The sequence below is a fragment of the Nocardioides sp. Z43_10 genome (genome assembly GCF_059766615.1).
This window is the reverse complement of the sequence record NZ_JCBAJY010000002.1, coordinates 84,459-106,564: the sequence shown is the minus strand read 5'-3', so window position 1 is coordinate 106,564 and position 22,106 is coordinate 84,459. Positions and strand designations below refer to the sequence as shown.

The window sequence follows — 22,106 nt, the reverse complement described above, 5'->3', positions numbered from 1 at the left end:
TCCCTGTTGGAAGGTGGATCCATGCCCGAACTGTTCATCGACGGAGCCTGGCGCGATGCCGCCGACGGCTCCACCCGAGAGATCCGCTGTCCGGCGGACGGCAGCCTGGTGGCGACCGTCTCCGAGGGCGACGCCGCGGACGCGGTGGCGGCGGTCCTGTCCGCACGCAGCGCGTTCGACAACGGCCCCTGGCCGCGGACGCCGTCCCCCGAGCGCGCCGCGCTGCTGAACCGGCTGGCCGACCGGCTGGAGAACGACAAGGAGGAGGTCGCCCGGCTGGAGTCGCTCGACACCGGCAAGCGACTGGTCGAGTCCCGCCTCGACGTCGACGACATCGCGTCCGTCTTCCGCCACTACGCCACGCTCGCGCAGGCCGACGGCGGTCGCGTGGTCGACACCGGCCAGCCCGACGTGGTCAGCCGCGTGGTCCACGAGCCGGTCGGCGTCTGCTCGCTGATCACGCCCTGGAACTACCCGCTGCTGCAGACCTCGTGGAAGGTCGCCCCGGCCCTGGCCGCCGGCAACACGTTCGTGCTCAAGCCCAGCGAGCTCACCCCGCACACGGCGATCTGGCTGATGCGTGCCCTGCAGGAGGTGGGCCTGCCCGACGGCGTCGCCAACCTCGTGCTCGGCGCCGGCGACCGGGTCGGCCCGACGCTGACCACGGCCCCCGAGGTGGACCTGGTCTCCTTCACCGGGGGCCTGGTGACGGGGCGCTCGATCATGGCCTCCGCGGCCGCCACGGTGAAGAAGGTGGCTCTCGAGCTGGGTGGCAAGAACCCCAACATCGTCTTCGCCGACGCCGACCTCGAAGCAGCCCTCGACATGGCTCTCACGGCCGTGTTCCTCGACTCCGGCCAGGTCTGCTCCGCAGGCGCCAGGCTGATCGTGGAGGAGTCGATCCACGACGAGTTCGTCGATGAGCTGGTCCGCCGTGCCGAGCAGATCCGCCTCGGTGGCCCCTTCGACGAGGCGGCCGAGACCGGCCCCCTGATCAGCGCCGCCCACCGTGACAAGGTCGAGGCGTACGTCGCGGCCGGGCTCGCGGAGGGTGCCGTGCTGCGCACCGGTGGCGGGCGGCCCCAGGGTGCGGCGTACGACGCGGGGTTCTACTACCTGCCCACGATCCTGGACGGCTGCTCGGCCGACATGTCCTGCGTGCAGGACGAGTCGTTCGGGCCGGTGATGACCGTCGAGACCTTCAGCGCCCCGGACGGGGCCGGGCTGGAGGAGGCCGCGGTCTCCCTCGCCAACGACACCATCTACGGCCTGGCCGGTGCCGTGTGGACCCGCGACGCCGGACGCGCCGAGCGGGTCGCGGCGCGGCTGCGCCACGGCACGATCTGGATCAACGACTACCACCCCTACGTCGCCCAGGCGGAGTGGGGCGGCTACAAGCAGAGCGGCGTGGGTCGCGAGCTGGGCCTGGCCGGGCTCGAGGAGTACCGCGAGACCAAGCACATCTGGCACAACACCCGGCCCGGTCCCCAGGGATGGTTCGGAGCTCCGCCGGTGGACTCCGCCGCCACGACGGAAGGAGGACACCAGTGAGGACCGAGCGCTACGACTACGTGATCGTCGGGGGTGGCTCGGCCGGGTCGGTGATCGCGAACCGGCTCAGCGCCGATCCCGCCAACCGCGTCCTGGTGCTGGAGGCCGGGCACAGCGACTTCAAGCTCGACCCGTTCATCCACATGCCCGCCGCGCTGCCGTTCCCGATCGGCAGCCCGCTCTACGACTGGCGCTACGAGTCGGAGCCCGAGCCGTACATGGGCGGTCGCCGGGTGGCGCACGCGCGCGGCAAGGTGCTGGGCGGCTCCTCGAGCATCAACGGGATGATCTTCCAGCGCGGCAACCCGCTGGACTACGAGCGCTGGGCGGCCGAGCCGGGGCTCGAGGAGTGGGACTACGCCCACTGCCTGCCGTACTTCAAGCGGATGGAGACCCGCCTGCTCGCCGACGGCACGGCCGGTGCCGACGCCTGGCGGGGCGGGTCGGGACCGCTGGTGCTCGAGCAGGGCCCGGCCAACAGCCCGCTCTTCGGCGCGTTCTTCGAGGCCGTGCAGCAGGCCGGTCACCCGCTCACCGACGACGTGAACGGCTACCGCCAGGAGGGCTTCGCGCCGTTCGACCGCAACGTCCACCGGGGCCGTCGCCTCAGCGCGGCGCGCGCCTACCTGCACCCCGTGCGCCAGCGCAAGAACCTCACCGTGCACACGCTCTCGCACGTCACCGGCCTGCGCACGCGTCGTACCGCCGAGGGGGGAAACCGCGTCGTCGGCGTCGACTACCTGCGCGGCGGCCGGCTGCGCCGCAGCGTGGAGGCCGGCGAGGTGATCCTGTGCGGCGGCGCGATCAACACCCCGCAGCTGCTGCAGCTCTCCGGGATCGGCAACGCCGAGGAGCTGCGCGCGCTGGGCATCGACCCGCTCGTCGACCTCAAGGGCGTGGGGGAGAACCTCCAGGACCACCTGGAGGTGTACATCCAGCACGCCAGCAAGCAGCCGGTCTCGATCGCCCCGTGGCTGCGGCACCGGCACAAGGCGCGCATCGGCGCGGAGTGGATGTTCCTGCGCCGCGGCGTGGGGGCCTCCAACCACTTCGAGGCGGGCGGCTTCATCCGCAGCAACGACCGGGTGGAGTACCCGAACCTGATGTTCCACTTCCTGCCGATCGCGATCCGCTACGACGGCTCGCAGCCGGCGAACGCCCCGGGGACGTTCGGGCACGGCTACCAGGTGCACATCGGGCCGATGTACTCCGACGTGCGCGGGCACGTGAAGATCCGCTCGACCGACCCCTTCGAGCACCCGGCGCTGCAGTTCAACTACCTGTCCACCGAGAACGACCGACGCGAGTGGATCGAGATGATCCGCGCCGCCCGCCACATCCTGGAGCAGCCGGCGTTCGCGGCGTTCAGCGCCGGTGAGATCTCGCCCGGCCCGTCGGTGCAGACCGATGAGGAGATCCTCGACTGGGTCGCCGCGGACGCCGAGACCGCCCTGCACCCCTCGTGCACCGCGCGGATGGGCACCGACGAGATGAGCGTGGTCGACCCGTCCTCGATGCGGGTGCACGGGGTGGACGGGCTCCGCGTGGTGGACGCCTCGGTGATGCCCTACGTCACCAACGGCAACATCTACGCTCCGGTGATGATGCTCGCCGAGCGGGCCAGCGACCTGATCCTCGGCAATGAGATGCTGCCGCCGCTCGACGTCCCGTACTACCGCCACGGCGCCCAGATGCCGCTGTGGCCCGAGGGGGACCCCCGCAACCACGCGGCCCCCGGCACCATCAACCAGGGCCAGCCAGGAGGCCGCGCATGAGCGCACCGACGACCAGTCCCCCCAGTCCGCCGAGCACGGCGACCAGCGAGGAGGCGGGACCCCGGCTCAACCGGGTGGTCTTCCTGGGTGCCGCCATCGGCACCCTCGCCGTGGCGCTGTGGTGCATGGTCGACCCCGACGGCGCCAACACGCGGATCGGGCAGGTGGCCACCTGGGCCGCGGACGGGTTCGGCTGGTTCTACGTGCTGCTGGCCACGATGGTGCTGGTCTTCGTGGTCTTCGTGGGCAGCTCACGCTACGGCCGGATCAAGCTCGGTCCCGAGCACTCCGAGCCGGAGTACAGCACGTTCTCGTGGGCGGCGATGCTCTTCGCCGCCGGTATCGGCACCGACCTGATGTTCTTCTCCGTGGCCGAGCCGGTGACGCAGTACCTCGCGCCGCCCAGCACCGAGGCCGAGACGGTCGAGGCGGCCCGCGAGGCGACCGTGTGGACGCTGTTCCACTACGGCATCAGCGGGTGGGGCATGTACGCGCTGATGGGCCTGGCGCTGGCCTACTTCGCCTACCGTCTTGGCCTGCCGCTGGCGATCCGCTCCTCGTTGCGCCCGATCCTGGGCAACCGGGTGGACGGGCGCATCGGGGACGCGGTCGACCTGGCCGCGATCATCGGCACCATCTTCGGGGTGGCGACCTCGCTGGGCATCGGCGTCGTCCAGCTCAACTTCGGGCTGCACGAGCTGTTCGGCGTCAAGCAGGGTCTGGGCGCTCAGTTCGCGCTGATCGTGCTCGCCATCGTGATGGCCACCATCTCGGCGGTCAGCGGCGTGGACAAGGGCATCAAGCGGCTCTCCCAGCTCAACGTGCTGCTCGCGATCGGGCTCGCGCTGTGGGTCCTGGTCACCGGCAAGACGCTCTACCTGCTCAACGCGGCCGTGCTCAACGTCGGCGACTTCATCCGGCTCTTCCCGGAGATGACGCTGCAGACCTTCGCGCACGAGGACACCGGGACGTGGATGAGCGGCTGGACGCTGTTCTTCTGGGCGTGGTGGATCGCCTGGGCCTCGTTCGTCGGGCTGTTCCTGGCCCGCATCTCGCGTGGGCGCACGATCCGCCAGTTCGTCGCCGGGACGCTGATCATCCCGTTCACCTACATCCTGATGTGGGTCTCGATCTTCGGTAACTCCGCGATCGACCTGGTCCGCAGCGGCAACCAGACCTTCGGCGAGGCCGCCTCGCTGCGCCCGGAGGAGGGCTTCTACACGCTGCTGGCCCAGTACCCGGGGTTCACGTTCATCGCCTCCGTGGCGACGTTCGTCGGGCTGCTGTTCTACGTCACCTCCGCGGACTCCGGTGCCCTGGTGATGGCGAACCTGTCCTCGCGGCTGAGCCACCCCACCCAGGACGCGGCCAAGATGCCGCGGATCTTCTGGGCGGTGGCCACCGGTCTGCTGACGATGGGGATCCTCAGCGTCGGCGGCATCACCGCGCTGCAGAACGCCACGATCATCATGGGGCTGCCGTTCGCCTTCGTGATGGTGCTGGTGATGGCCGGGCTGCACAAGGCGCTACGCGTCGAGGCCCACCTGCAGGACAGCCGAGCCGGCGCGCTGCCGGGCGTGCTGTCGGGTCGTAGCGGCGCGCCACGCGGCGTACCGCACGCGACGTGGCAGTCGCGGGTCCGGCGGATGATGACGTTCCCCTCGCGCACCCGGTCCCTGGAGTTCCTGGACACCGTGGTGCTGTCCGCCCTCACCGAGGTCGCCCGCGAGCTCTCCGGGCAGGGAGCCACGACCGAGGTCGTCGAGACCGCCGACGAGGAGGGGATGCGGGCCGTCGAGCTCACCGCCGGTCTGGGCGAGGAGGAGCGCGCCTTCTGCTACCGGGTGCAGCACCGCGAGGTGCCGATGCCCGGGTACGGCGGCCTGGCCTCGACGAAGACCGACGTCTACTCCCGCCTCGAGGTGCACCTCAGCCAAGGCGGCCAGGGGTACGACGTGATGGGCTACACCCGCGACCAGCTGATCGACGACGTGCTCGACCAGTACGAGCGGCACCTGGAGTTCCTGCGCCTGGCGGAGGGCACCGGCGTCTGAGTGGGCTGCGAGGCCGGGGGTGGCGCGACGTAGGCTTGTCGGCGAGATGAGCACCCCTTTCGCTATCCCCGGCCTCGAGCACCTCCAGCCCTCCTCAGCGACCTCCCCGGCGGGAGCCGGCTCGAGCGGACCCGCCCGGCGCGGACCCTCGCGCGAGGAGCTGCTGGAGGGTCTCAACGAGCCGCAGCGCGCCGCGGTGGTGCACGCCGGGGCGCCGCTGCTGGTGGTGGCCGGGGCGGGCTCGGGCAAGACCCGGGTGCTGACGCGGCGGATCGCCTGGCTGATCTCCGAGCGCCACGCGCACCCCGGCTCGATCCTGGCGATCACCTTCACCAACAAGGCGGCCGCCGAGATGAAGGAGCGGGTCGAGGAGCTGGTCGGGCGCCGGGCCCGGATCATGTGGGTCTCGACCTTCCACTCCGCCTGCGTGCGCATCCTGCGCAAGGAGATCGACCGCTTCGGCTACAAGTCGAGCTTCTCGATCTACGACGCCGCGGACTCCAAGCGGCTGATGACGCTGGTCTGCAAGGACCTCGATCTCGATGTGAAGGCCTACCAGCCGCGCTCGATCCTCAACTGGGTCTCCAACGCCAAGAACGAGCTCAAGGACCCCGACGACGCGGCCAAGGACGCCGCCAACTCCACCGAGGAGGTCTACGCCAAGGCCTACGCGGTGTACCAGCGCCGCCTGAGTGAGGCCAACGCGCTCGACTTCGACGACCTGATCATGATGACCGTGCGGCTCTTCCAGCTGCACCCCGACGTCCGCGAGGTCTACCGCCGGCGCTTCCGGCACGTGCTGGTCGACGAGTACCAGGACACCAACCACGCGCAGTACGCGCTCATCCACCAGCTGTGCGCCGAGGACCCGGAGGGCGACGCGCACGCGGTCGAGGCGGGCGCCGGCCTCCCGGCGGAGTCCGCCGAGCAGCGCGTCGCGCCCAGCGAGCTGATGGTGGTCGGCGACGCCGACCAGTCGATCTACGCCTTCCGCGGCGCCAACATCCGCAACATCCTCGACTTCGAGCAGGACTTCCCCAACGCCACCTCGATCCTGCTCGAGCAGAACTACCGCTCCACCCAGACCATCCTCAACGCCGCCAACCAGGTGATCGGGCACAACCAGGGCCGCAAGGCCAAGCGGCTGTGGTCGGACGCCGGGGAGGGCGAGCGCATCGTCGGCTACGTCGCCGACGACGAGCACGACGAGGCCCGCTTCGTCTCCGAGGAGATCGACAAGCTGACCGACGAGGCCGGCGTACGCCCCGGGGACGTCGCGGTGTTCTACCGCACCAACGCCCAGAGCCGGGTCTTCGAGGAGGTCTTCATCCGCACCGGCCAGCCGTACAAGGTCGTCGGCGGGGTGCGCTTCTACGAGCGCAAGGAGGTGCGCGACGCGCTGGCCTACCTGCGGATGCTGGTCAACCCGGCCGACGAGATCTCCCTGCGCCGGGTGCTGAACACCCCCAAGCGCGGCATCGGCGATCGCGCCGAGGCCTGCGTCCAGGTGCTCGCCGAGCAGGAGGGCACGACGTACTGGGAGGCGCTGCGCCGCGCCGACCGGGCGCCGGGCATCGCCACCCGCTCGCTGAACGCGATCCGCGGCTTCGTCGCCATGGTCGAGGAGCTGCAGTCGATGGTGGAGGCGGGCGAGCGCGCCGACGTCGTGCTGGAGTCGGTGCTCGAGCGCTCCGGCTACCTCGCCGAGCTCGAGGCCTCCGACGACCCGCAGGACGACACCCGGGTGGAGAACCTCGCCGAGCTCGTCGCCGTCGCCCGGGAGTTCTCCGACGACCCGGTCGCCGGACCCTCCGCCGACCCCGCCGAGGTGGAGGAGGGGACCGTCGCGGTGACCCTGCGCGACTTCCTCGAGCGGGTCGCGCTGGTCGCCGACAGCGACCAGATCCCCGACGCCGACGGGGAGGACTCCGGGGTGGTCACGCTGATGACCCTGCACACCGCGAAGGGGCTGGAGTTCCCCGTCGTGTTCCTGACCGGCCTCGAGGACGGCGTCTTCCCGCACATGCGCTCGCTGGGCGACCGCACCGAGCTCGAGGAGGAGCGCCGCCTCGCCTACGTCGGGGTCACCCGGGCCCGTGAGCGGCTGTACCTGACCCGCGCCGTGGTCCGCTCCGCGTGGGGGGCGCCGTCGCACAACCCGGCCTCCCGGTTCCTCGACGAGATGCCGGTGGACCTCGTCGACTGGCGCCGGCTGGAGGCCGCGCAGACCAGCTGGACCCGCTCCGACGTGGGTAGCTCCTCGCCGGCCTCGATCGGCCTCGGCACCCCGACGGCCGCCGGGCGGCGCAACTTCTCCTCCGCGGCCGTCCGTGCGGATGCCGCGGCCCGCGCCAAGAAGGCCCGACCGATCCCCAGCCTGGACGCGGGCGACCGGGTCGTGCACGACACCTTCGGGATGGGCACGGTGGTGTCGGTGGAGGGCGTGGCCGACAAGGCGGTGGCCTCGGTCGACTTCGGCTCCGAGGGCGTCAAGCGGCTGCTGCTGCGCTACGCGCCTGTCGAGAAGCTCTGAGGCGGCTGCGCCCGGCGCGCGCCGCCGAGGCGCGACTGAGCGGGGGAGAGGCTCTGAGGGACGGCTGAGCGGTCGGGGCTCAGGGTCAGGGAACGATGCCGTGCGCCTGGAGGGCCGCGTACGGGTCCACCGGGTCGCCGGCGCCGGGGCGGATCTCGAGGTGGAGGTGGGGGCCGGTGCTGTTGCCGGTGCTGCCGACGGAGCCGATCACCTCGCCGGCACGGACGGTGTCGCCGACCGAGACGGTGTACGACGTCTGGTGGCAGAACCAGATCTCGGTGCCGTCCTCGAGGGTGAGCACGGTCTTGTTGCCGTAGGCGCCGTCGTAGCCGACCTCGGTGATCACACCGTTGGCCACCGCCTTGATCGGGGTGCCGCTGGGAGCCGCGAAGTCCAGACCGGTGTGGTAGCCGGAGGAGTAGTACGAGCGTGCGGCGCCGAAGCGGTTGGTGAGGCGGTAGCCCTCGACCGGCATCACCCACTGGTTGAGCGCGATCTTGGCGGCCTGCTTCTCGGCCTGCTTGGCGAACTGCGCCAGGGCCGCGTTGCGCTGCTGGGCCTGGGCCTCGGCCATCTTGAGCAGCTCCTCGTCGGCGACGTCCTCGAGGGCGTCGCGACGCGAGTCGCGGCTGACGGCGGCCTGGCGGGCCTCCAGCAGGTTCGCGGTGCCGACCTGGCTCGACCCGCTCAGGGCACTCGCGGCGCTGATCCTGCCGGTCTCGCTGCTCGCGTCCTGCAGGTTCCCGTCTGCTGCGGTGACCGCGCCGGCGGCCGAGACGGCCATCGCGGCGACACCGACCAGGACCGGCATCGAGGGAAGGCCGCGGAACACGGGGCGGCGCGCCGAGGGCTGCTTGACGGCCCGACGCTTACCTGCCGTAGAAGTGGGTACAACAGCAGAGGAGAGGCTCTGAGGGGTCACCGAGGGACTGCGGCGCGTGGCGCTGCGTTCTGCGCGGTGATTGCCCATGGTTGTACGACCTCGACGTGGGGGATCTGTGACGGCTTCGAACTGTAACGGATCGTTATCGACGGCTCTAATCGAAGTTCCTGAAACTGTGGATTCAGTCCAGACCGGAGGCCGTTTCTCCGCCTGATCCCGCGAGGTTCCCGGACATTGCTGTGGGGGAACTCACGATCTCCGCTAGCCTGCCCCCATGATTCGCATCGTCGTCGGCAAGCCCGGTCTGGACGGTCACGACCGCGGGGCCAAGATCGTCGCTCGGGCGCTGCGCGACGCCGGTCACGAGGTCATCTACACCGGCCTGCACCAGACCCCTGAGCAGATCGTGGAGACGGCCCTGCAGGAGGACGCCGACCTGATCGGGCTCTCCGTGCTCTCCGGGGCGCACATGACCCTGTTCAAGCGACTGCTCGAGCTGCTGGCCGAGCGCGACGCCAGTGACATCGTGGTCTTCGGTGGCGGGATCATCCCCGAGGAGGACATCCCGGTGCTGCAGGACCTCGGCGTGGCCAAGGTCTTCACCCCCGGAGCGTCGACCACCGAGATCACCCACTGGGTCGCCGAGCAGTTCGCCGACGCCTAGGACGTCCCCCGTCGGGTACCGCGCACCGGGTGTCGCTGTGGAGGCGACCCGGCAGCGCGAGTGTGGGCTGCGTCACGAAGGGTGCACGGGCCTGGGACGGCGTGGGCAAGAGCGTCGTGTCAGGTCTAGGGTGCGGGAGGAATCCCCTGACTGTCGATGTGAAAAAAGGACTGGGTGGATCGTGGACTTGATGGAGTACCAGGCGAAGGAGCTCTTCGCCAAGCATGACGTGCCGGGGGCTCCCGGCATCGTCGCCAACACGCCCGAAGAGGCCCGCGCCGCCGCCGAGAAGCTCGGTGTCTGCGTGGTCAAGGCCCAGGTCAAGGCCGGTGGCCGAGGGAAGGCCGGCGGCGTCAAGCTGGCCAAGACGCCCGACGAGGCGTTCGAGCACGCAACCAACATCATCGGCATGGAGATCAAGGGGCTGCGGGTCAACCGCGTCCTGATCGCGCCGGCCGCGAGCATCGAGGAGGAGTACTACTTCTCCTTCCTGCTCGACCGTGCGAACCGCCAGTACCTCTGCATCGCCAGCGTCGAGGGTGGTGTCGAGATCGAGGAGGTCGCGAAGACCAACCCCGACGCCGTCAAGCAGATCGCCATCGACCCGGGCACCGGTGTCGACGAGGCGAAGGCGCGCGCCATCGTCGCGGAGGCAGGCTTCCCCGAGGTCCTCGCAGAGCAGGCCGTGCAGACGGTCCTGAACCTGTGGAAGGTCTTCGTCGAGGAGGACGCCACGCTGGTCGAGGTCAACCCGCTGGCGCGGCTGGCCGGCGACAAGCTCGAGGCGCTCGACGGCAAGGTCTCGCTCGACGAGAACGCCGAGTTCCGTCACCCCGAGCACGCCGAGTTCGAGGACAAGGCCGCGGCCGACCCGCTCGAGGCGAAGGCGAAGGCCAAGGGCCTGAACTACGTCAAGCTCGATGGTGCCGTCGGCATCATCGGCAACGGCGCGGGCCTGGTCATGTCGACGCTCGACGTGGTCGCCTACGCCGGCGCGGCGCACGGTGGGGTCAAGCCCGCCAACTTCCTCGACATCGGTGGCGGCGCCTCGGCGCAGGTGATGGCCGACGGCCTCGACGTGATCCTCAACGACGAGCAGGTCAAGAGCGTCTTCGTGAACGTCTTCGGTGGCATCACCTCGTGTGACGCCGTCGCGAACGGCATCGTCGGCGCCCTCGACATCCTGGGTGACGAGGCCACCAAGCCGCTCGTCGTCCGCCTCGACGGCAACAACGTCGAGGAGGGTCGTCGCATCCTCAACGAGAAGAACCACCCGCTCGTGACGCTGGTCGACACGATGGACGGAGCGGCCGACAAGGCCGCCGAGCTCGCGAACGCGTAAGGGACTGACTGTGTCTATCTACCTCAACAAGGACTCCAAGGTCATCGTCCAGGGCATCACCGGCGGTGAGGGCACCAAGCACACCGCGCTGATGCTCAAGTCGGGGACGCAGGTCGTCGGTGGCGTCAACGCCCGCAAGGCCGGAACCACGGTCACCCACGTCAACGCCGACGGCGAGAGCGTCAAGCTCCCCGTCTTCGGCTCCGTCAAGGAGGCGATGGCCGAGACCGGCGCCGACGTCTCGGTCGCCTTCGTGCCGCCGGCGTTCACCAAGGACGCCTGCATCGAGGCCATCGACGCCGGCATCGGCCTGCTCGTGGTGATCACCGAGGGCGTGCCCGTGCAGGACACGGCCGAGGTCTGGTCCTACCTGGACGGCAAGCAGACCCGGATGATCGGTCCGAACTGCCCCGGCATCATCTCCCCCGGAGAGGCGCTGGCCGGCATCACGCCCGCCACGATCGCCGGCAAGGGCCCGGTCGGCCTGGTCTCGAAGTCGGGCACGCTGACCTACCAGATGATGTTCGAGCTGCGCGACCACGGCTTCTCCACGGCCATCGGCATCGGCGGTGACCCGATCGTGGGCACCACCCACATCGACGCCCTCGCGGCGTTCGAGGCCGACCCGGAGACGAAGGCGATCGTGATGATCGGCGAGATCGGCGGAGACGCCGAGGAGCGCGCCGCGGCGTACATCAAGGAGCACGTGACCAAGCCGGTCGTCGGCTACGTCGCGGGCTTCACCGCGCCGGAGGGCAAGACCATGGGCCACGCCGGCGCCATCGTGTCGGGCTCCTCGGGCACCGCGCAGGCGAAGAAGGAGGCCCTCGAGGCCGCCGGGGTCAAGGTCGGCAAGACGCCGTCCGAGACCGCCGCCCTGATGCGGGAGATCCTGCAGGGCCTCTGAGGCTCCTCACCGGTCTGAACCGACGCGGTGGCCGCGACGCATCTCTGCGTCGCCGCCACCGCGTCGTGCATTTCCCGGGCCCGCGGATGCGGTGCTGAACACCGAGCGTGCCCGCCGCCGCGCCGCGCCGCGCCGTACCGGCCACCGAGGCGCCGCCGCGCCCGCCCGGCGCCGTACTGGCCACACGAAACCCGCACTTCCCACGTGTTGCAACGTGTGGGAAGCGCGGGTTTCACGAGTTAACGTGTGAAAGCCGAGGCCCCTGGGACCCGCGTCAGCTAGCCGCCCCGCCACCACCGGCGGTGAACTCCGGCAGGCGCTCGCGGGCGCGCTCGGCCAGGGCGGTGAAGTCCTGCGGTGAGACGGTGACCTTGCCGCTGGGAACGAAGCCGACCTGGGCGACGGTGGCGCCCTCGCGCACGATCGCCATCAGGAACTCGACCGTACGGCGGTCGGAGACCTCGGTCGCGACCCGCCACACGGTGGTCTCGCGCTGCTTGCCGACCCGCTGGTAGACCTGGGTCACCTCGGAGGCCAGGTCCTTGTCGTCGCAGGTGCGCATCTTGTTGCGGACCTTGGCCACGAAGGCGCGCGCGGCCTGGGGCGAGGGGAGCACGCCCACCGTCTCGGTGAGGCCGAACTCGTCGGCCAGGCGTGCCTCGGGCACCAGGAAGCTGCGCGTCGTGCCGCGGCGCACCGGCGCCTTGCTGAAGTCGGTCTCGTCGCAGCGGGTCGAGGCGACGTTGAGGGTGGCGCGCTCGGCGTCGGTGCCCACCCAGGGCTTCGCGACGCCGGGCAGCGGCGGGAGGTCGACCTCGTGGAGCATCCCGCGGGCCTCGCCGGTCGGCAGCGGCGCGACCCGGCGGGGCTGGGGCGGGGCGGCGCAGGCACCGGTGCCGGGGGTGCCGCACATCGCGTTGACCGCCGCCGCGACCAGGGAGGCGACCGGGGTCACGTCGGCGGCGCGGGCGTCGGCGACCTGCCGGACCACAGCCGTGGTGAACCGCCCGGTGCGTGCCACGGCGACGGTGATCGTGGAGACCGGTCGCGCCCAGTCGCGCAGCACCACCATGGTGGACTCGTCGCCCACGCCGGGCAGGGAGTAGGTGTCCAGGACCTGGGCGCGCTCGTCGAGGCAGCCGCCGAACCAGCCGAGGGTCGTCTGGAAGGCCTGCTCCGCGCTGGCCGCGTCGCCGGAGAGCTCGGTGGCCTGGGTGACCGTCATCCGCGGACCGTTCGCGGGTCCCCGGCTGGGGAAGGTCCGGAAGAGGGCCGCGGTGCCGTCGGGGTCGGCGAAGCGCTGCTGCTGGCAGGGCAGCACCAGGCCGTCGCCGCTGGTGTTGTCGTCGGTGCGGGGCTCGCGCCAGGTCCGGCGGGGGTCGACACGGGCCACCTGCTCGGCGCTGAGCAGCCGGTCGGCGTCCACGTAGGTCCCCGGGGCCGCGGTGTCGGCGCTGGGCCCCTCGGTGCCGGTGAGGCGCTCGTCGGCCAGGGACGGGCGGACGCCGTCGCGCTGGGTCACCAGGGCGCCGCTGACGACCAGGGCCACGCCGACGACGGCCACGCCGACGGCGGTGCGGGTACGGCGTCGCGTGGCGCCGGAGCGGCGCAGGTCCGCGGCCGGCGGCCACTGCTCGTCGCGCACCGCGTGCTCCAGCGCAGCGAACAGCGTCGCGACCTCACTGGCCAGGATCTCGCGCCGGTCGGCCACCTTGATCTGCGCGGCGCGGAGGTCGCGCTCGACCACCTCCGGCCGCACGCCGGCCTCGCGCGCGATCTGCTCGTGGGGGAGGCCGACGAGCTGGTCGAGGAGCAGGATGCGGCGCTGCTGCTGGGAGAGCTTGCTCAGCGCCTCCAGAGTGGCGCGGCCGTCCTCGTCGAGGGTCTTGTCGCGGTGCAGGGGGCGGGTGGCGTGCCGGCGCTGCGCGTGGGCCCAGGCCTGAGGCCTGGCCCAGGCCTCCGGGTCCTCCAGCCGCGACACCTTGCGCCAGTTCTGCCAGGCCCCGACGAACGCTTCGCGCACCGCTGCGCGCGAGGCCGGCAGGTCGCCGGTCAGGGAGTAGGTCTGCAGCAGCAGCCGTTCCCGGGCGTCGGTGTAGAACGCGTCGAAGTCGTCGGGGGGCCTCATGACCTGTCCACCGTACGTGAGAGCGCCCCGGCGGGGCGAACCTCCGTCCGGCGGCGCTCGGGCGGGAAGCCCGCTCGGCGTGGGAGCCCGCGCGGGCCCTGGAGGCGGGTGATGATTGCCCGGTCATGACCTCGTTGCTGTCGCCGCCCAGTCGTCCGTCGAGTCGTCCCCGCGACTCGGGCCGGCACCGTCCGCTCGCTCTGATCGCCGTCTGCGCGGGCGCGCTCGCCGCTGTCTCCACCTTGGTGGTGTGCCTCGCCCTCGGGGTGGTCGGCTGGTTCCTCACCGACGCCGGAGCCCACGGCACCCCCCGCGGCGGTCTGCGCGTGGGGGCCCTGGGGTGGCTGGCCGGTCACGGCTCGGGGCTGGTCGTCCAGGGCGTCGCGATCACGGTGCTGCCCCTGGCGATCACCGCGCTGGCCGCGTGGGCGACCTGGCGCCTGGGACATCGCGCGGGGGAGGCGGTCTCGGGGCACGGGCCGGACGCAGCACGGATCGCCGACGGGGAGCGGGACTGGACCGTCGCGCTGACCTCGGTGCTGTTCGCGGCGGGCTACGCGGTCGTGGTCGCGGTGACCGCGACGCTGGCGGCGGGCGACGACGTGGGGCTCTCCTCGGGACGCGCCCTCGGCTGGTCGCTGGTGCTGACCCTGCTGCTCGGAGCGCCGGGGATCGCGGCGGGCTCCGGACGCGCCGCCATCTGGGCCGGCCACCTCCCGGAGACGGTAGCGGTGACCCTCGCCGCCTGTGCCCGGATCGTGCGGACCTTCCTGGCCGTGTCGTTCCTCCTCCTCCTCGGCGCCCTCCTGCTCGACCTCGGCGAGGCGGCCAACGTCTACGAGCGGCTGCACGCCGACGCCGGCGACACCGCCACCATCACCGCCGCAGGCGCGCTGCTGCTCCCCAACGCGACCCTGTTCGCGGGCTCTTACCTGCTCGGGCCCGGCTTCCTCGTCGGCGCCCAGACCCTGGTCTCGCCTGGGCTGGTGGTGCTGGGGCCGCTGCCCCTGTTCCCCCTGCTGGCCGCGCTCCCCGACGACGGCGAGACCAGCGCTCTGGTCGCCTCCCTGGTGGCGCTGCCCGCCCTGATCGCGGCGCTGGCGGTGGTCCGCAACCAGCGCCGCCACCCCACGCTGCGCTGGGACCAGGGCGCGCTGCGCGGCGGTGCCGGCGGTGTTCTGGCGGGCGTGTGCGTCGGAGCGCTGTCCGGACTCGCCGGCGGGGCGGTCGGTCCCGGCCGGATGAGCGAGGTGGGGCCGCTGGCCATGGACACCCTCGTCCACGCGGTCCCGGCGTTCGGGCTCGGCGGCCTGGTCGGGGGCCTGGCCATCACCTGGTGGCAGCGGCGCGCCGTCGGCGCGTAGCGCGCCCCTGACCACCGCCGGGCACGGGGCGAACGCGGAGCCCTGCCGTCGCTAGACTGCGCCCGTGTCCTCCCGCCCCCGTCCCGCGCGACTCGTGGTGCTCGTCTCCGGTTCGGGCACCAACCTGCAGGCGCTGCTCGACGCGGCCGCCGACCCCGCCTTCGGCGCCCGGGTGGTGGCCGTGGGCGCCGACCGCGACGGCATCGAGGGGCTGGCCCGGGCCGACCGGGCCGGGGTGCCGACCTTCGTCAAGAGCGTGCGGCAGTTCACCGGTCGTGACCGCTGGGACCACGCGCTGGCCGACACCGTCGCCGGCTTCGAGCCCGACCTGGTCGTTCTGGCCGGCTTCATGAAGCTGGTCGGCCCGGAGTTCCTCGCCCGCTTCGAGCACCGGGTGGTCAACACCCATCCCGCGCTGTGCCCCTCGTTCCCCGGCACCCAGGGGCCCGCCGACGCGCTGGCGTACGGCGTCAAGGTCACCGGTGCGACCCTGTTCGTGGTCGACGCCGGGGTCGACACCGGACCCATCGTCGCCCAGTGCGTGGTGCCGGTGGAGGATGACGACGACGTCGCCTCGCTCCACGAGCGGATCAAGGTCGCCGAGCGCCGGATGCTCGTCGACAACGTGGGCCGGATGGCCCGCGAAGGCTTCTCCATCTCCGACAGGAAGGTCCGGTTCGGCCGTGACTGAGCAGCAGGAAGCACGCATCGAGATCCGCCGGGCCCTGGTGTCCGTCTACGACAAGGACGGCCTGGAGGAGCTGGCGCGCGGGCTCCACGCGGCCGGGGTGACGCTGGTCTCGACCGGCGGCTCGGCGGCGCTGATCAAGAGCCTCGGCATCCCCGTCACCAAGGTCGAGGACCTGACCGGGTTCCCCGAGTGCCTCGACGGGCGGGTGAAGACCCTGCACCCGAGGGTGCACGCGGGCATCCTGGCCGACCGGCGCCTGGACTCCCACGTCCAGCAGCTCGCCGACCTCGGCATCGAGCCCTTCGACCTGGTGGTCTCCAACCTCTACCCGTTCACCCAGACCGTCACCTCGGGGGCCTCTCCCGACGAGTGCGTGGAGCAGATCGACATCGGTGGTCCGTCGATGGTGCGCGCGGCGGCGAAGAACCACCCGTCGGTGGCGATCGTGACCTCGCCGGAGCGCTACGACGACGTGCTGCGCGCCGTCGCCGCCGGCGGCTTCACGCTGGCGCAGCGACGCGAGCTGGCCGCCGAGGCCTTCGTCCACACCGCGACGTACGACGTGGCGGTGGCGAGCTGGATGAACAACGTGCTCACCGACAGCTCCGGGGGCACCGGCTTCCCCGAGTGGATGAGCGCGACCTGGACGCTGGCCAGCCCGCTGCGCTACGGCGAGAACCCGCACCAGAGCGCCGCCCTCTACACCAACGGCTTCCAGCGCTGGCCCGGGCTGGCCCAGGGCCGCCAGCTGCACGGCAAGGAGATGTCGTACAACAACTACGTGGACGCGGACGCGGCCTGGCGCGCGGCGTACGACCACGGTGACCAGCCGACGGTCGCGATCATCAAGCACGCCAACCCGTGCGGGATCGCGGTGGCCGGTGAGGCCGAGGGGATCGCCGAGGCACACCGCAAGGCGCACGCCTGCGACCCGGTCTCGGCCTACGGCGGCATCATCGCCGCCAACCGCAACGTCACCGCCGAGATGGCCGAGACGGTGAAGGACATCTTCACCGAGGTCGTGGTGGCGCCCGGCTTCGACTCCGCGGCCCTCGACATCCTCACCGCCAAGAAGAACCTGCGGCTGCTGGTCGCCGACCCGCCGGCGCTCGGCGGCATCGAGACCCGTCCGATCTCCGGGGGGATGCTCGTGCAGAGCCGCGACGCGATCGACGCCGAGGGGACCGACCAGGACGGCAACCCCACTGGCGACGACGCCTCGCGCTGGCGCCTGGTGGCCGGTGACGCCGCCGACGACGCGACCCTGGCCGACCTGCAGTTCGCCTGGCGCGCGATCCGGGCGGTGAAGTCGAACGCGATCCTGCTCGCGCGCGGCGGCGCCTCGGTCGGCGTGGGCATGGGCCAGGTCAACCGGGTGGACTCCTGCCAGCTCGCGGTCGCGCGGGCCGGCGAGGAGCGCGCCCGTGGCGCGGTCGCCGCCTCGGATGCCTTCTTCCCGTTCGCCGACGGCCTGCAGATCCTGCTCGACGCGGGGGTCAAGGCGGTGGTGGCGCCCGGTGGGTCGATCCGCGACCAGGAGGTGATCGCCGCCGCGGCGAGCGCCGGCGTCACGATGTACTTCACCGGCACCCGCCACTTCGCGCACTGAACCCGCCCGTCCCGGACCGGCCGACCGCACCCCGAGGAGAACCACCCGTGACCGCACAGAAGCTCGACGGAACCGCCACCGCGAAGGCCATCAAGGACGAGTTGGGCGTTCGGGTGGCGGCGCTGCGCGAGCAGGGTGTGGTCCCGGGGCTGGGCACGATCCTGGTGGGTGACGACCCGGGATCGCGGTGGTACGTCAACGGCAAGCACAAGGATTGCGCCGAGGTCGGCATCGAGTCGATCCGGGTGGACCTGCCGGCCACGGCGTCGCAGGAGGAGATCGAGGAGGCGGTGCGCAGCCTCAACGACGACCCCTCCTGCACCGGCTACATCGTCCAGCTGCCGCTGCCGAAGGGCCGCGACGAGAACCGGGTGCTCGGCCTGATCGACCCGGCCAAGGACGCCGACGGGCTGCACCCGACGAACCTGGGCTGGCTGGTCCTCGGCCACGACGCCCCGCTGCCGTGCACGCCGTTCGGCATCGTCGAGCTGCTGCGCCGCCACGGGGTGGAGATCGCGGGCGCCGAGGTGGTCGTGGTGGGCCGCGGCGTGACGGTCGGCCGTCCGCTGGGGCTGCTGCTGACCCGCCGTAGCGAGAACGCCACCGTCACCCTGTGCCACACCGGAACCCGTGACCTGGCCGCGCACGTGCGCCGAGCCGACATCGTGGTGGCCGCGGCCGGCGTCCCCGGGATCATCACCGGCGACATGGTCAAGGCCGGTGCCGCGGTGCTGGACGTCGGGGTCTCGCGCGTCGACGGCAAGCTCGCCGGCGACGTGGCCCCGGACGTGTGGGACGTTGCGGGGTGGGTCTCGCCGAACCCCGGTGGCGTCGGCCCGATGACCCGGGCGATGCTGCTGTCCAACATCGTCTCCATCGCCGAGAGCGCCGCGAGCGGCTCGTGACCTCCGAGCCGCTGGGTCGCCCGCCCGAGGAGCCCCAGGAGGGCGACGACGGCACCCGCGGCGACCAGGAGCGCCCCGAGGGACCCCCGGAGCAGCCGGCTGAGGAGCCCGCGCAGCCCGAGGAGCCCGAGGAGCCCGAGGAGCCGCGACGCTACCCCCGGACGCTCGGCGGGATGCTCTACCTGGTGGTGCTCGCGGCCACCCTGATCGGTCTGGGCATCGTCAGCCTGGGCTCGTGGCGCGACGGGGTCTGCTGGGTGGGCGGCGCGCTGATCTTCGCGGCGCTGGTGCGCTCGGTGCTGCGCGGGCGGGACGCGGGGATGCTCGCGGTGCGCAACCGCCTCGTGGACGTGACCATGCTGGCCGTGGTGGGCGGGCTGCTGATCTTCCTGGCCCTGACGATCCCCGACCAGCCGGTCTGAGCCCGGACGCGACGACGCCCCCGTCCGAGGACGGGGGCGTCGTGGTGTTGCCGGGGGAGTGCCTCAGATCAGGCCGAGCTCGGTCACCGCGTTGCGCTCGTCGGCCAGCTCGGCGGTCGACGCGTCGATGCGGGCGCGGGAGAAGTCGTCGATCTCCAGGCCCTGGACGATCTCCCAGTCACCGTTGTTGGTGGTGACGGGGAACGAGGAGATCAGGCCCTCGGGGACGCCGTAGGAGCCGTCGGAGACGACCGCCATCGAGACCCAGTCGTTCTCGGCGCTGCTGGTCAGCCAGTCGCGGGCCGCGTCGATGGTGGCCGAGGCCGCCGAGGCGGCCGAGGACGAGCCGCGGGCCTCGATGATGGCGGCGCCGCGCTTGGCGACGGTCGGGATGAAGTCGTTCTCGATCCAGGCCTGGTCGCCGACGACCTCGGCGGCGTTGCGGCCGCCGATCTCGGCGTGGAAGAGGTCGGGGTACTGGGTGGCCGAGTGGTTGCCCCAGATCGTCATCTTGTGGATGTCGGTGACCGAGGCGCCGGTCTTCGCGGCCAGCTGCGAGATCGCCCGGTTGTGGTCGAGGCGGGTTAGCGCCGAGAACCGCTCGTTGGGGATGTCGGGCGCGTTGGTCATCGCGATCAGCGCGTTGGTGTTGGCCGGGTTGCCGGTCACACCGATGCGCACGTCGTCCGCGGCCACCTTGTTGAGGGCCTTGCCCTGGGCGGTGAAGATGGCGCCGTTGGCCGAGAGCAGGTCGCCGCGCTCCATGCCGGGGCCACGCGGGCGGGCGCCGACCAGCAGCGCGAGGTTGACGCCGTCGAAGATCTTCTCGGCGTCGTCACCGATCTCGACACCGGCCAGGGTCGGGAACGCACAGTCGTCGAGCTCCATGACCACGCCCTCGAGCGCCTTCAGAGCGGGAGTGATCTCCAGCAGGCGCAGCTCGATCGGCCGGTCGGGGCCCAGCAGCGCACCGCTCGCGAGGCGGAACAGCAGGCTGTAGCCGATCTGGCCGGCGGCGCCGGTGACGGCGACCTTGAGGGGAGTAGGGCTCACGAGGACTCCTAGCAGAAGAAAATTCTTGGGGTATGGATCTCCGATCCGACGCTAGCAGCGGTTACGCGAAGTCACGAGAGCGGGTACGCGCCGCGGACCGCCGCGCGGTCGCCGCCCCGCAGGCTGACATGCTGACCGGATGCATCGCCTGCCCGCCCTGGCCCTGGTCGCCGTGCTGGGGCTGACCTCCACCGTGCTGGCCGGGTGCGGGTCGTCGCCCGAGGCCAGCCCGCCCGCGGGAGTGGACGGGCTGGAGATCCCCACGCCGTCCCCGCACGCGGCGGACTTCGTCACCGGGGTGGACAATCCCTGGCTCGCCCTGGAGCCGGGAGCGGTCTGGACCTACGAGGTCGAGGACCCGAGCGCCGGATCGGCTGAGCGGACGCTGACGGTGACCGTGCCCGGTCGCACCCGCACGGTCGCCGGGATCGACGCGACCATCGTCGAGGCGAGGCTCACGGGCCCGCGGGGAGCGCGCGTCGAGCAGGGCGAGATCTGGCTGGCCCAGGACGTCGACGGCAACGTGTGGCTGATGGGGCGCAGCGGGTCGTGGCAGGCCGGGGTGGCCGGCGCGCAGGCCGGTCTGCTGATGCCCGCGCGGCCGCGGGTCGGCGACGGCTTCTGGGAGTCTCTGGTGCCGGGCGTGGCCGACGTGCGGGTGAGCGTCGTCGCCCTGGACGCCGCGCGCACCGTGCCGGCGGGCGCGTTCAGCGACCTGCTGGAGACCGAGTCGCGCAGCGACGACGAGGCGGGGACCTCCACGGCGTGGTACGCCGCCGGGACGGGCCTGCTGGCACAGCAGGACGTCACCGGCGGCGTACGCACGATGGAGCTGGTCTCGGTGGAGCGTCCCTGAGGGGTCACGCCACCGGAGTGGGCCGCGGCCCGGGGGTCAGTGACCCGAGGGGCGGATCTGGGTGCGGCCCTCGTCGTCGTCCGGTCCGGCCGGGTTCACCGGCGGCTGAGCGCCCGGCGCGGGCTGGCCCGGGGGGCGGTCCCACTGCTGCTCCCACTGCTGGGGCTGCTGCGGCTGCGGCTGCTCGGGCTGCGGGTAGCCCGCGGGGTCCCACTGCTGACCCTGCGAGTCCTGCGGCGCGGGCTGCTCGGGCTGCCACTGCTGGGCCTGGGGCTCCCACGTGCCCGGCTGGGCAGGGGCCTGCTGCTCGGGAGCCTGCTCCCAGGACTGCTGCTGGTAGTGCTGCGGGTAGCCCTGCTGCGGCTGCTCACCCTGCGGGTAGCCCTGCTGCTGGCCCTGGCCGGCGCCGCCGTACTGCGCGTAGGGCTCGTTCTGGTTCCACTGCTGCTGGTAGGCGTCCGGCGCCCCGTAGCCCGGCGTCGCGGCCTTGGGGGAGCGGGCGAAGTTCAGCCCCGACCCGGCGACCGGCTCGCGGTCGCGGCCGAAGAGCAGCGGGTAGGTGAAGCCGGCGATCGCGCCGCCGAGCAGGGGCGCGAGGATGAAGAGCCACAGCTGGACGATGGAGTCTCCACCGGCGAACAGGGCGGGACCGATCGAGCGGGCGGGGTTGAACGAGCCGCCGGTCGCCGGCAGCGCGAACATGTACAGCGCGACCAGGGTGAGGCCGATGGCCAGGGGGGCCAGCGCGGGGTGGTCGTTGCGGACGTCGCTGACCGCGAGCACGACGTAGACCAGCAGCGCGGTCAGCAGCATCTCGAGCAGGAACGCCGCCCACCACGCGTAGCCGCTGAAGTCGTCACCGAAGTAGTTCTGACCCATCGCGCCCTCGGCCTCGAAGCCCTCGAAGCCCTGGAGCAGGATGAAGAGCGTGAGCGCACCGAGGATCGCGCCGGCGATCTGGGCGCCGATGTAGATGCCTGCCTCGCGCCAGGGGAGGCGTCCTCCCAGCGCCGCGCCGAGCGTCACGGCGGGGTTGAAGTGGCCGCCGGAGATCCGGCCGAAGGCGTAGATCAGGGCGGCGTAGACGAAGCCGAAGGTGAGCGCGACCGAGGTGATCCCGCTGATCGAGTCCCCGAGGCCGGCGATGGCGAAGGCGCCGCAGCCGAGCAGCACGAACACGAACGTGCCCAATGCCTCCGCCGCGACCTTCTGCAGCACGGTGGGGGTGTCCACCGTGGCCGATGCTGTATCTGACATGTCTTCCAGTACCCCTTCAGGTTTTCGGGCGCGAGCGTCACCGCACGCGTGCTGCCCACGCCTTCCCTGGCCCGGGGCAGGCGAAACCCCCTCGCCGGCGCGCCCCCGCCTC

At 71.9% G+C, this 22,106-nt stretch carries 17 protein-coding genes; 13 read left to right on the top strand and 4 right to left on the bottom strand.

Annotated elements, in window-relative coordinates; genetic code table 11:
- The first annotated feature begins 21 nt into the window (after nucleotides 1-21).
- From AC6EI4_RS03765 to pcrA, 4 genes are read left to right on the top strand one after another with little or no spacing between them, the layout of a single operon-like run.
- Nucleotides 22-1,551, top strand: a complete 1,530-nt coding sequence (locus tag AC6EI4_RS03765) for an aldehyde dehydrogenase family protein (protein WP_498450623.1) — start codon at nucleotides 22-24, stop codon at nucleotides 1,549-1,551.
- Nucleotides 1,548-3,326: a choline dehydrogenase gene (gene betA, locus AC6EI4_RS03760; protein WP_498450622.1), complete on the top strand. Its 1,779-nt coding sequence runs from the start codon at nucleotides 1,548-1,550 to the stop codon at nucleotides 3,324-3,326. The genes AC6EI4_RS03765 and betA overlap by 4 nt, the downstream gene beginning before the upstream one ends.
- Nucleotides 3,323-5,380 (top strand): choline BCCT transporter BetT, encoded by a 2,058-nt coding sequence (gene betT, locus AC6EI4_RS03755; RefSeq protein WP_498450621.1) that lies wholly within the window; start codon nucleotides 3,323-3,325, stop codon nucleotides 5,378-5,380. Before betA ends, betT begins: the two co-directional genes overlap by 4 nt.
- Before the next feature lie 46 nt (nucleotides 5,381-5,426).
- Nucleotides 5,427-7,913, top strand: coding sequence for a DNA helicase PcrA (gene pcrA / locus AC6EI4_RS03750; RefSeq protein ID WP_498450620.1), 2,487 nt, complete (start codon nucleotides 5,427-5,429; stop codon nucleotides 7,911-7,913).
- A gap of 85 nt (nucleotides 7,914-7,998) precedes the next feature.
- Here the strand turns inward: pcrA and AC6EI4_RS03745 are convergent, their stop codons facing one another.
- The gene (locus AC6EI4_RS03745) at nucleotides 7,999-8,724 is read right to left on the bottom strand and encodes a M23 family metallopeptidase (protein ID WP_498424815.1); all 726 of its coding nucleotides are present in this window, start codon (nucleotides 8,722-8,724) and stop codon (nucleotides 7,999-8,001) included.
- A gap of 346 nt (nucleotides 8,725-9,070) precedes the next feature.
- Here AC6EI4_RS03745 and AC6EI4_RS03740 point away from each other — a divergent pair, with 346 nt between their 5' ends.
- From AC6EI4_RS03740 to sucD, 3 genes are all read left to right on the top strand, one after another.
- Nucleotides 9,071-9,460, top strand: coding sequence for a cobalamin B12-binding domain-containing protein (locus tag AC6EI4_RS03740; RefSeq protein WP_498424813.1), 390 nt, complete (start codon nucleotides 9,071-9,073; stop codon nucleotides 9,458-9,460).
- 181 nt (nucleotides 9,461-9,641) lie between these two features.
- Nucleotides 9,642-10,802 carry an ADP-forming succinate--CoA ligase subunit beta gene (gene sucC / locus AC6EI4_RS03735; protein ID WP_498450619.1) on the top strand — a complete coding sequence of 387 codons (1,161 nt, stop codon included), beginning with the start codon at nucleotides 9,642-9,644 and terminating at the stop codon, nucleotides 10,800-10,802.
- 10 nt (nucleotides 10,803-10,812) lie between these two features.
- Nucleotides 10,813-11,709, top strand: a complete 897-nt coding sequence (gene sucD / locus AC6EI4_RS03730; protein ID WP_498423515.1) for a succinate--CoA ligase subunit alpha — start codon at nucleotides 10,813-10,815, stop codon at nucleotides 11,707-11,709.
- A gap of 274 nt (nucleotides 11,710-11,983) precedes the next feature.
- Here sucD and AC6EI4_RS03725 read toward each other — a convergent pair whose 3' ends face one another.
- Nucleotides 11,984-13,837 carry a sigma factor-like helix-turn-helix DNA-binding protein gene (locus AC6EI4_RS03725; RefSeq protein ID WP_498450618.1) on the bottom strand — a complete coding sequence of 618 codons (1,854 nt, stop codon included), beginning with the start codon at nucleotides 13,835-13,837 and terminating at the stop codon, nucleotides 11,984-11,986.
- Between the two features lie 125 nt (nucleotides 13,838-13,962).
- Here AC6EI4_RS03725 and AC6EI4_RS03720 point away from each other — a divergent pair, with 125 nt between their 5' ends.
- The 5 genes from AC6EI4_RS03720 (at nucleotide 13,963) to AC6EI4_RS03700 (ending at nucleotide 18,828) form a co-directional block, all read left to right on the top strand.
- Entirely contained in the window at nucleotides 13,963-15,201 is a 1,239-nt protein-coding gene (locus tag AC6EI4_RS03720) for a cell division protein PerM (RefSeq protein WP_498450617.1), read from the top strand.
- A 64-nt stretch (nucleotides 15,202-15,265) separates the two neighbouring features.
- Nucleotides 15,266-15,892 carry a phosphoribosylglycinamide formyltransferase gene (gene purN / locus AC6EI4_RS03715; RefSeq protein ID WP_498423509.1) on the top strand — a complete coding sequence of 209 codons (627 nt, stop codon included), beginning with the start codon at nucleotides 15,266-15,268 and terminating at the stop codon, nucleotides 15,890-15,892.
- A complete protein-coding gene (gene purH / locus AC6EI4_RS03710; protein ID WP_498450616.1) occupies nucleotides 15,885-17,501 on the top strand; it encodes a bifunctional phosphoribosylaminoimidazolecarboxamide formyltransferase/IMP cyclohydrolase in 1,617 nt (538 codons plus the stop codon). Before purN ends, purH begins: the two co-directional genes overlap by 8 nt.
- Before the next feature lie 47 nt (nucleotides 17,502-17,548).
- Nucleotides 17,549-18,406 (top strand): bifunctional methylenetetrahydrofolate dehydrogenase/methenyltetrahydrofolate cyclohydrolase, encoded by an 858-nt coding sequence (locus tag AC6EI4_RS03705; RefSeq protein ID WP_498450615.1) that lies wholly within the window; start codon nucleotides 17,549-17,551, stop codon nucleotides 18,404-18,406.
- Complete coding sequence (locus tag AC6EI4_RS03700) at nucleotides 18,403-18,828, top strand: DUF3017 domain-containing protein (RefSeq protein ID WP_498450614.1); 426 nt, start codon at nucleotides 18,403-18,405, stop codon at nucleotides 18,826-18,828. Before AC6EI4_RS03705 ends, AC6EI4_RS03700 begins: the two co-directional genes overlap by 4 nt.
- A 63-nt stretch (nucleotides 18,829-18,891) precedes the next feature.
- Here the strand turns inward: AC6EI4_RS03700 and AC6EI4_RS03695 are convergent, their stop codons facing one another.
- Complete coding sequence (locus AC6EI4_RS03695; RefSeq protein WP_498423504.1) at nucleotides 18,892-19,881, bottom strand: malate dehydrogenase; 990 nt, start codon at nucleotides 19,879-19,881, stop codon at nucleotides 18,892-18,894.
- A gap of 139 nt (nucleotides 19,882-20,020) precedes the next feature.
- On the opposite strand from AC6EI4_RS03695, the gene AC6EI4_RS03690 reads away from it, so the two are divergent.
- A complete protein-coding gene (locus tag AC6EI4_RS03690) occupies nucleotides 20,021-20,737 on the top strand; it encodes a hypothetical protein (RefSeq protein WP_498450613.1) in 717 nt (238 codons plus the stop codon).
- Between the two features lie 36 nt (nucleotides 20,738-20,773).
- Here the strand turns inward: AC6EI4_RS03690 and AC6EI4_RS03685 are convergent, their stop codons facing one another.
- A complete protein-coding gene (locus AC6EI4_RS03685) occupies nucleotides 20,774-21,994 on the bottom strand; it encodes an MIP/aquaporin family protein (RefSeq protein ID WP_498450612.1) in 1,221 nt (406 codons plus the stop codon).
- Nucleotides 21,995-22,106: the final 112 nt, after the last annotated feature.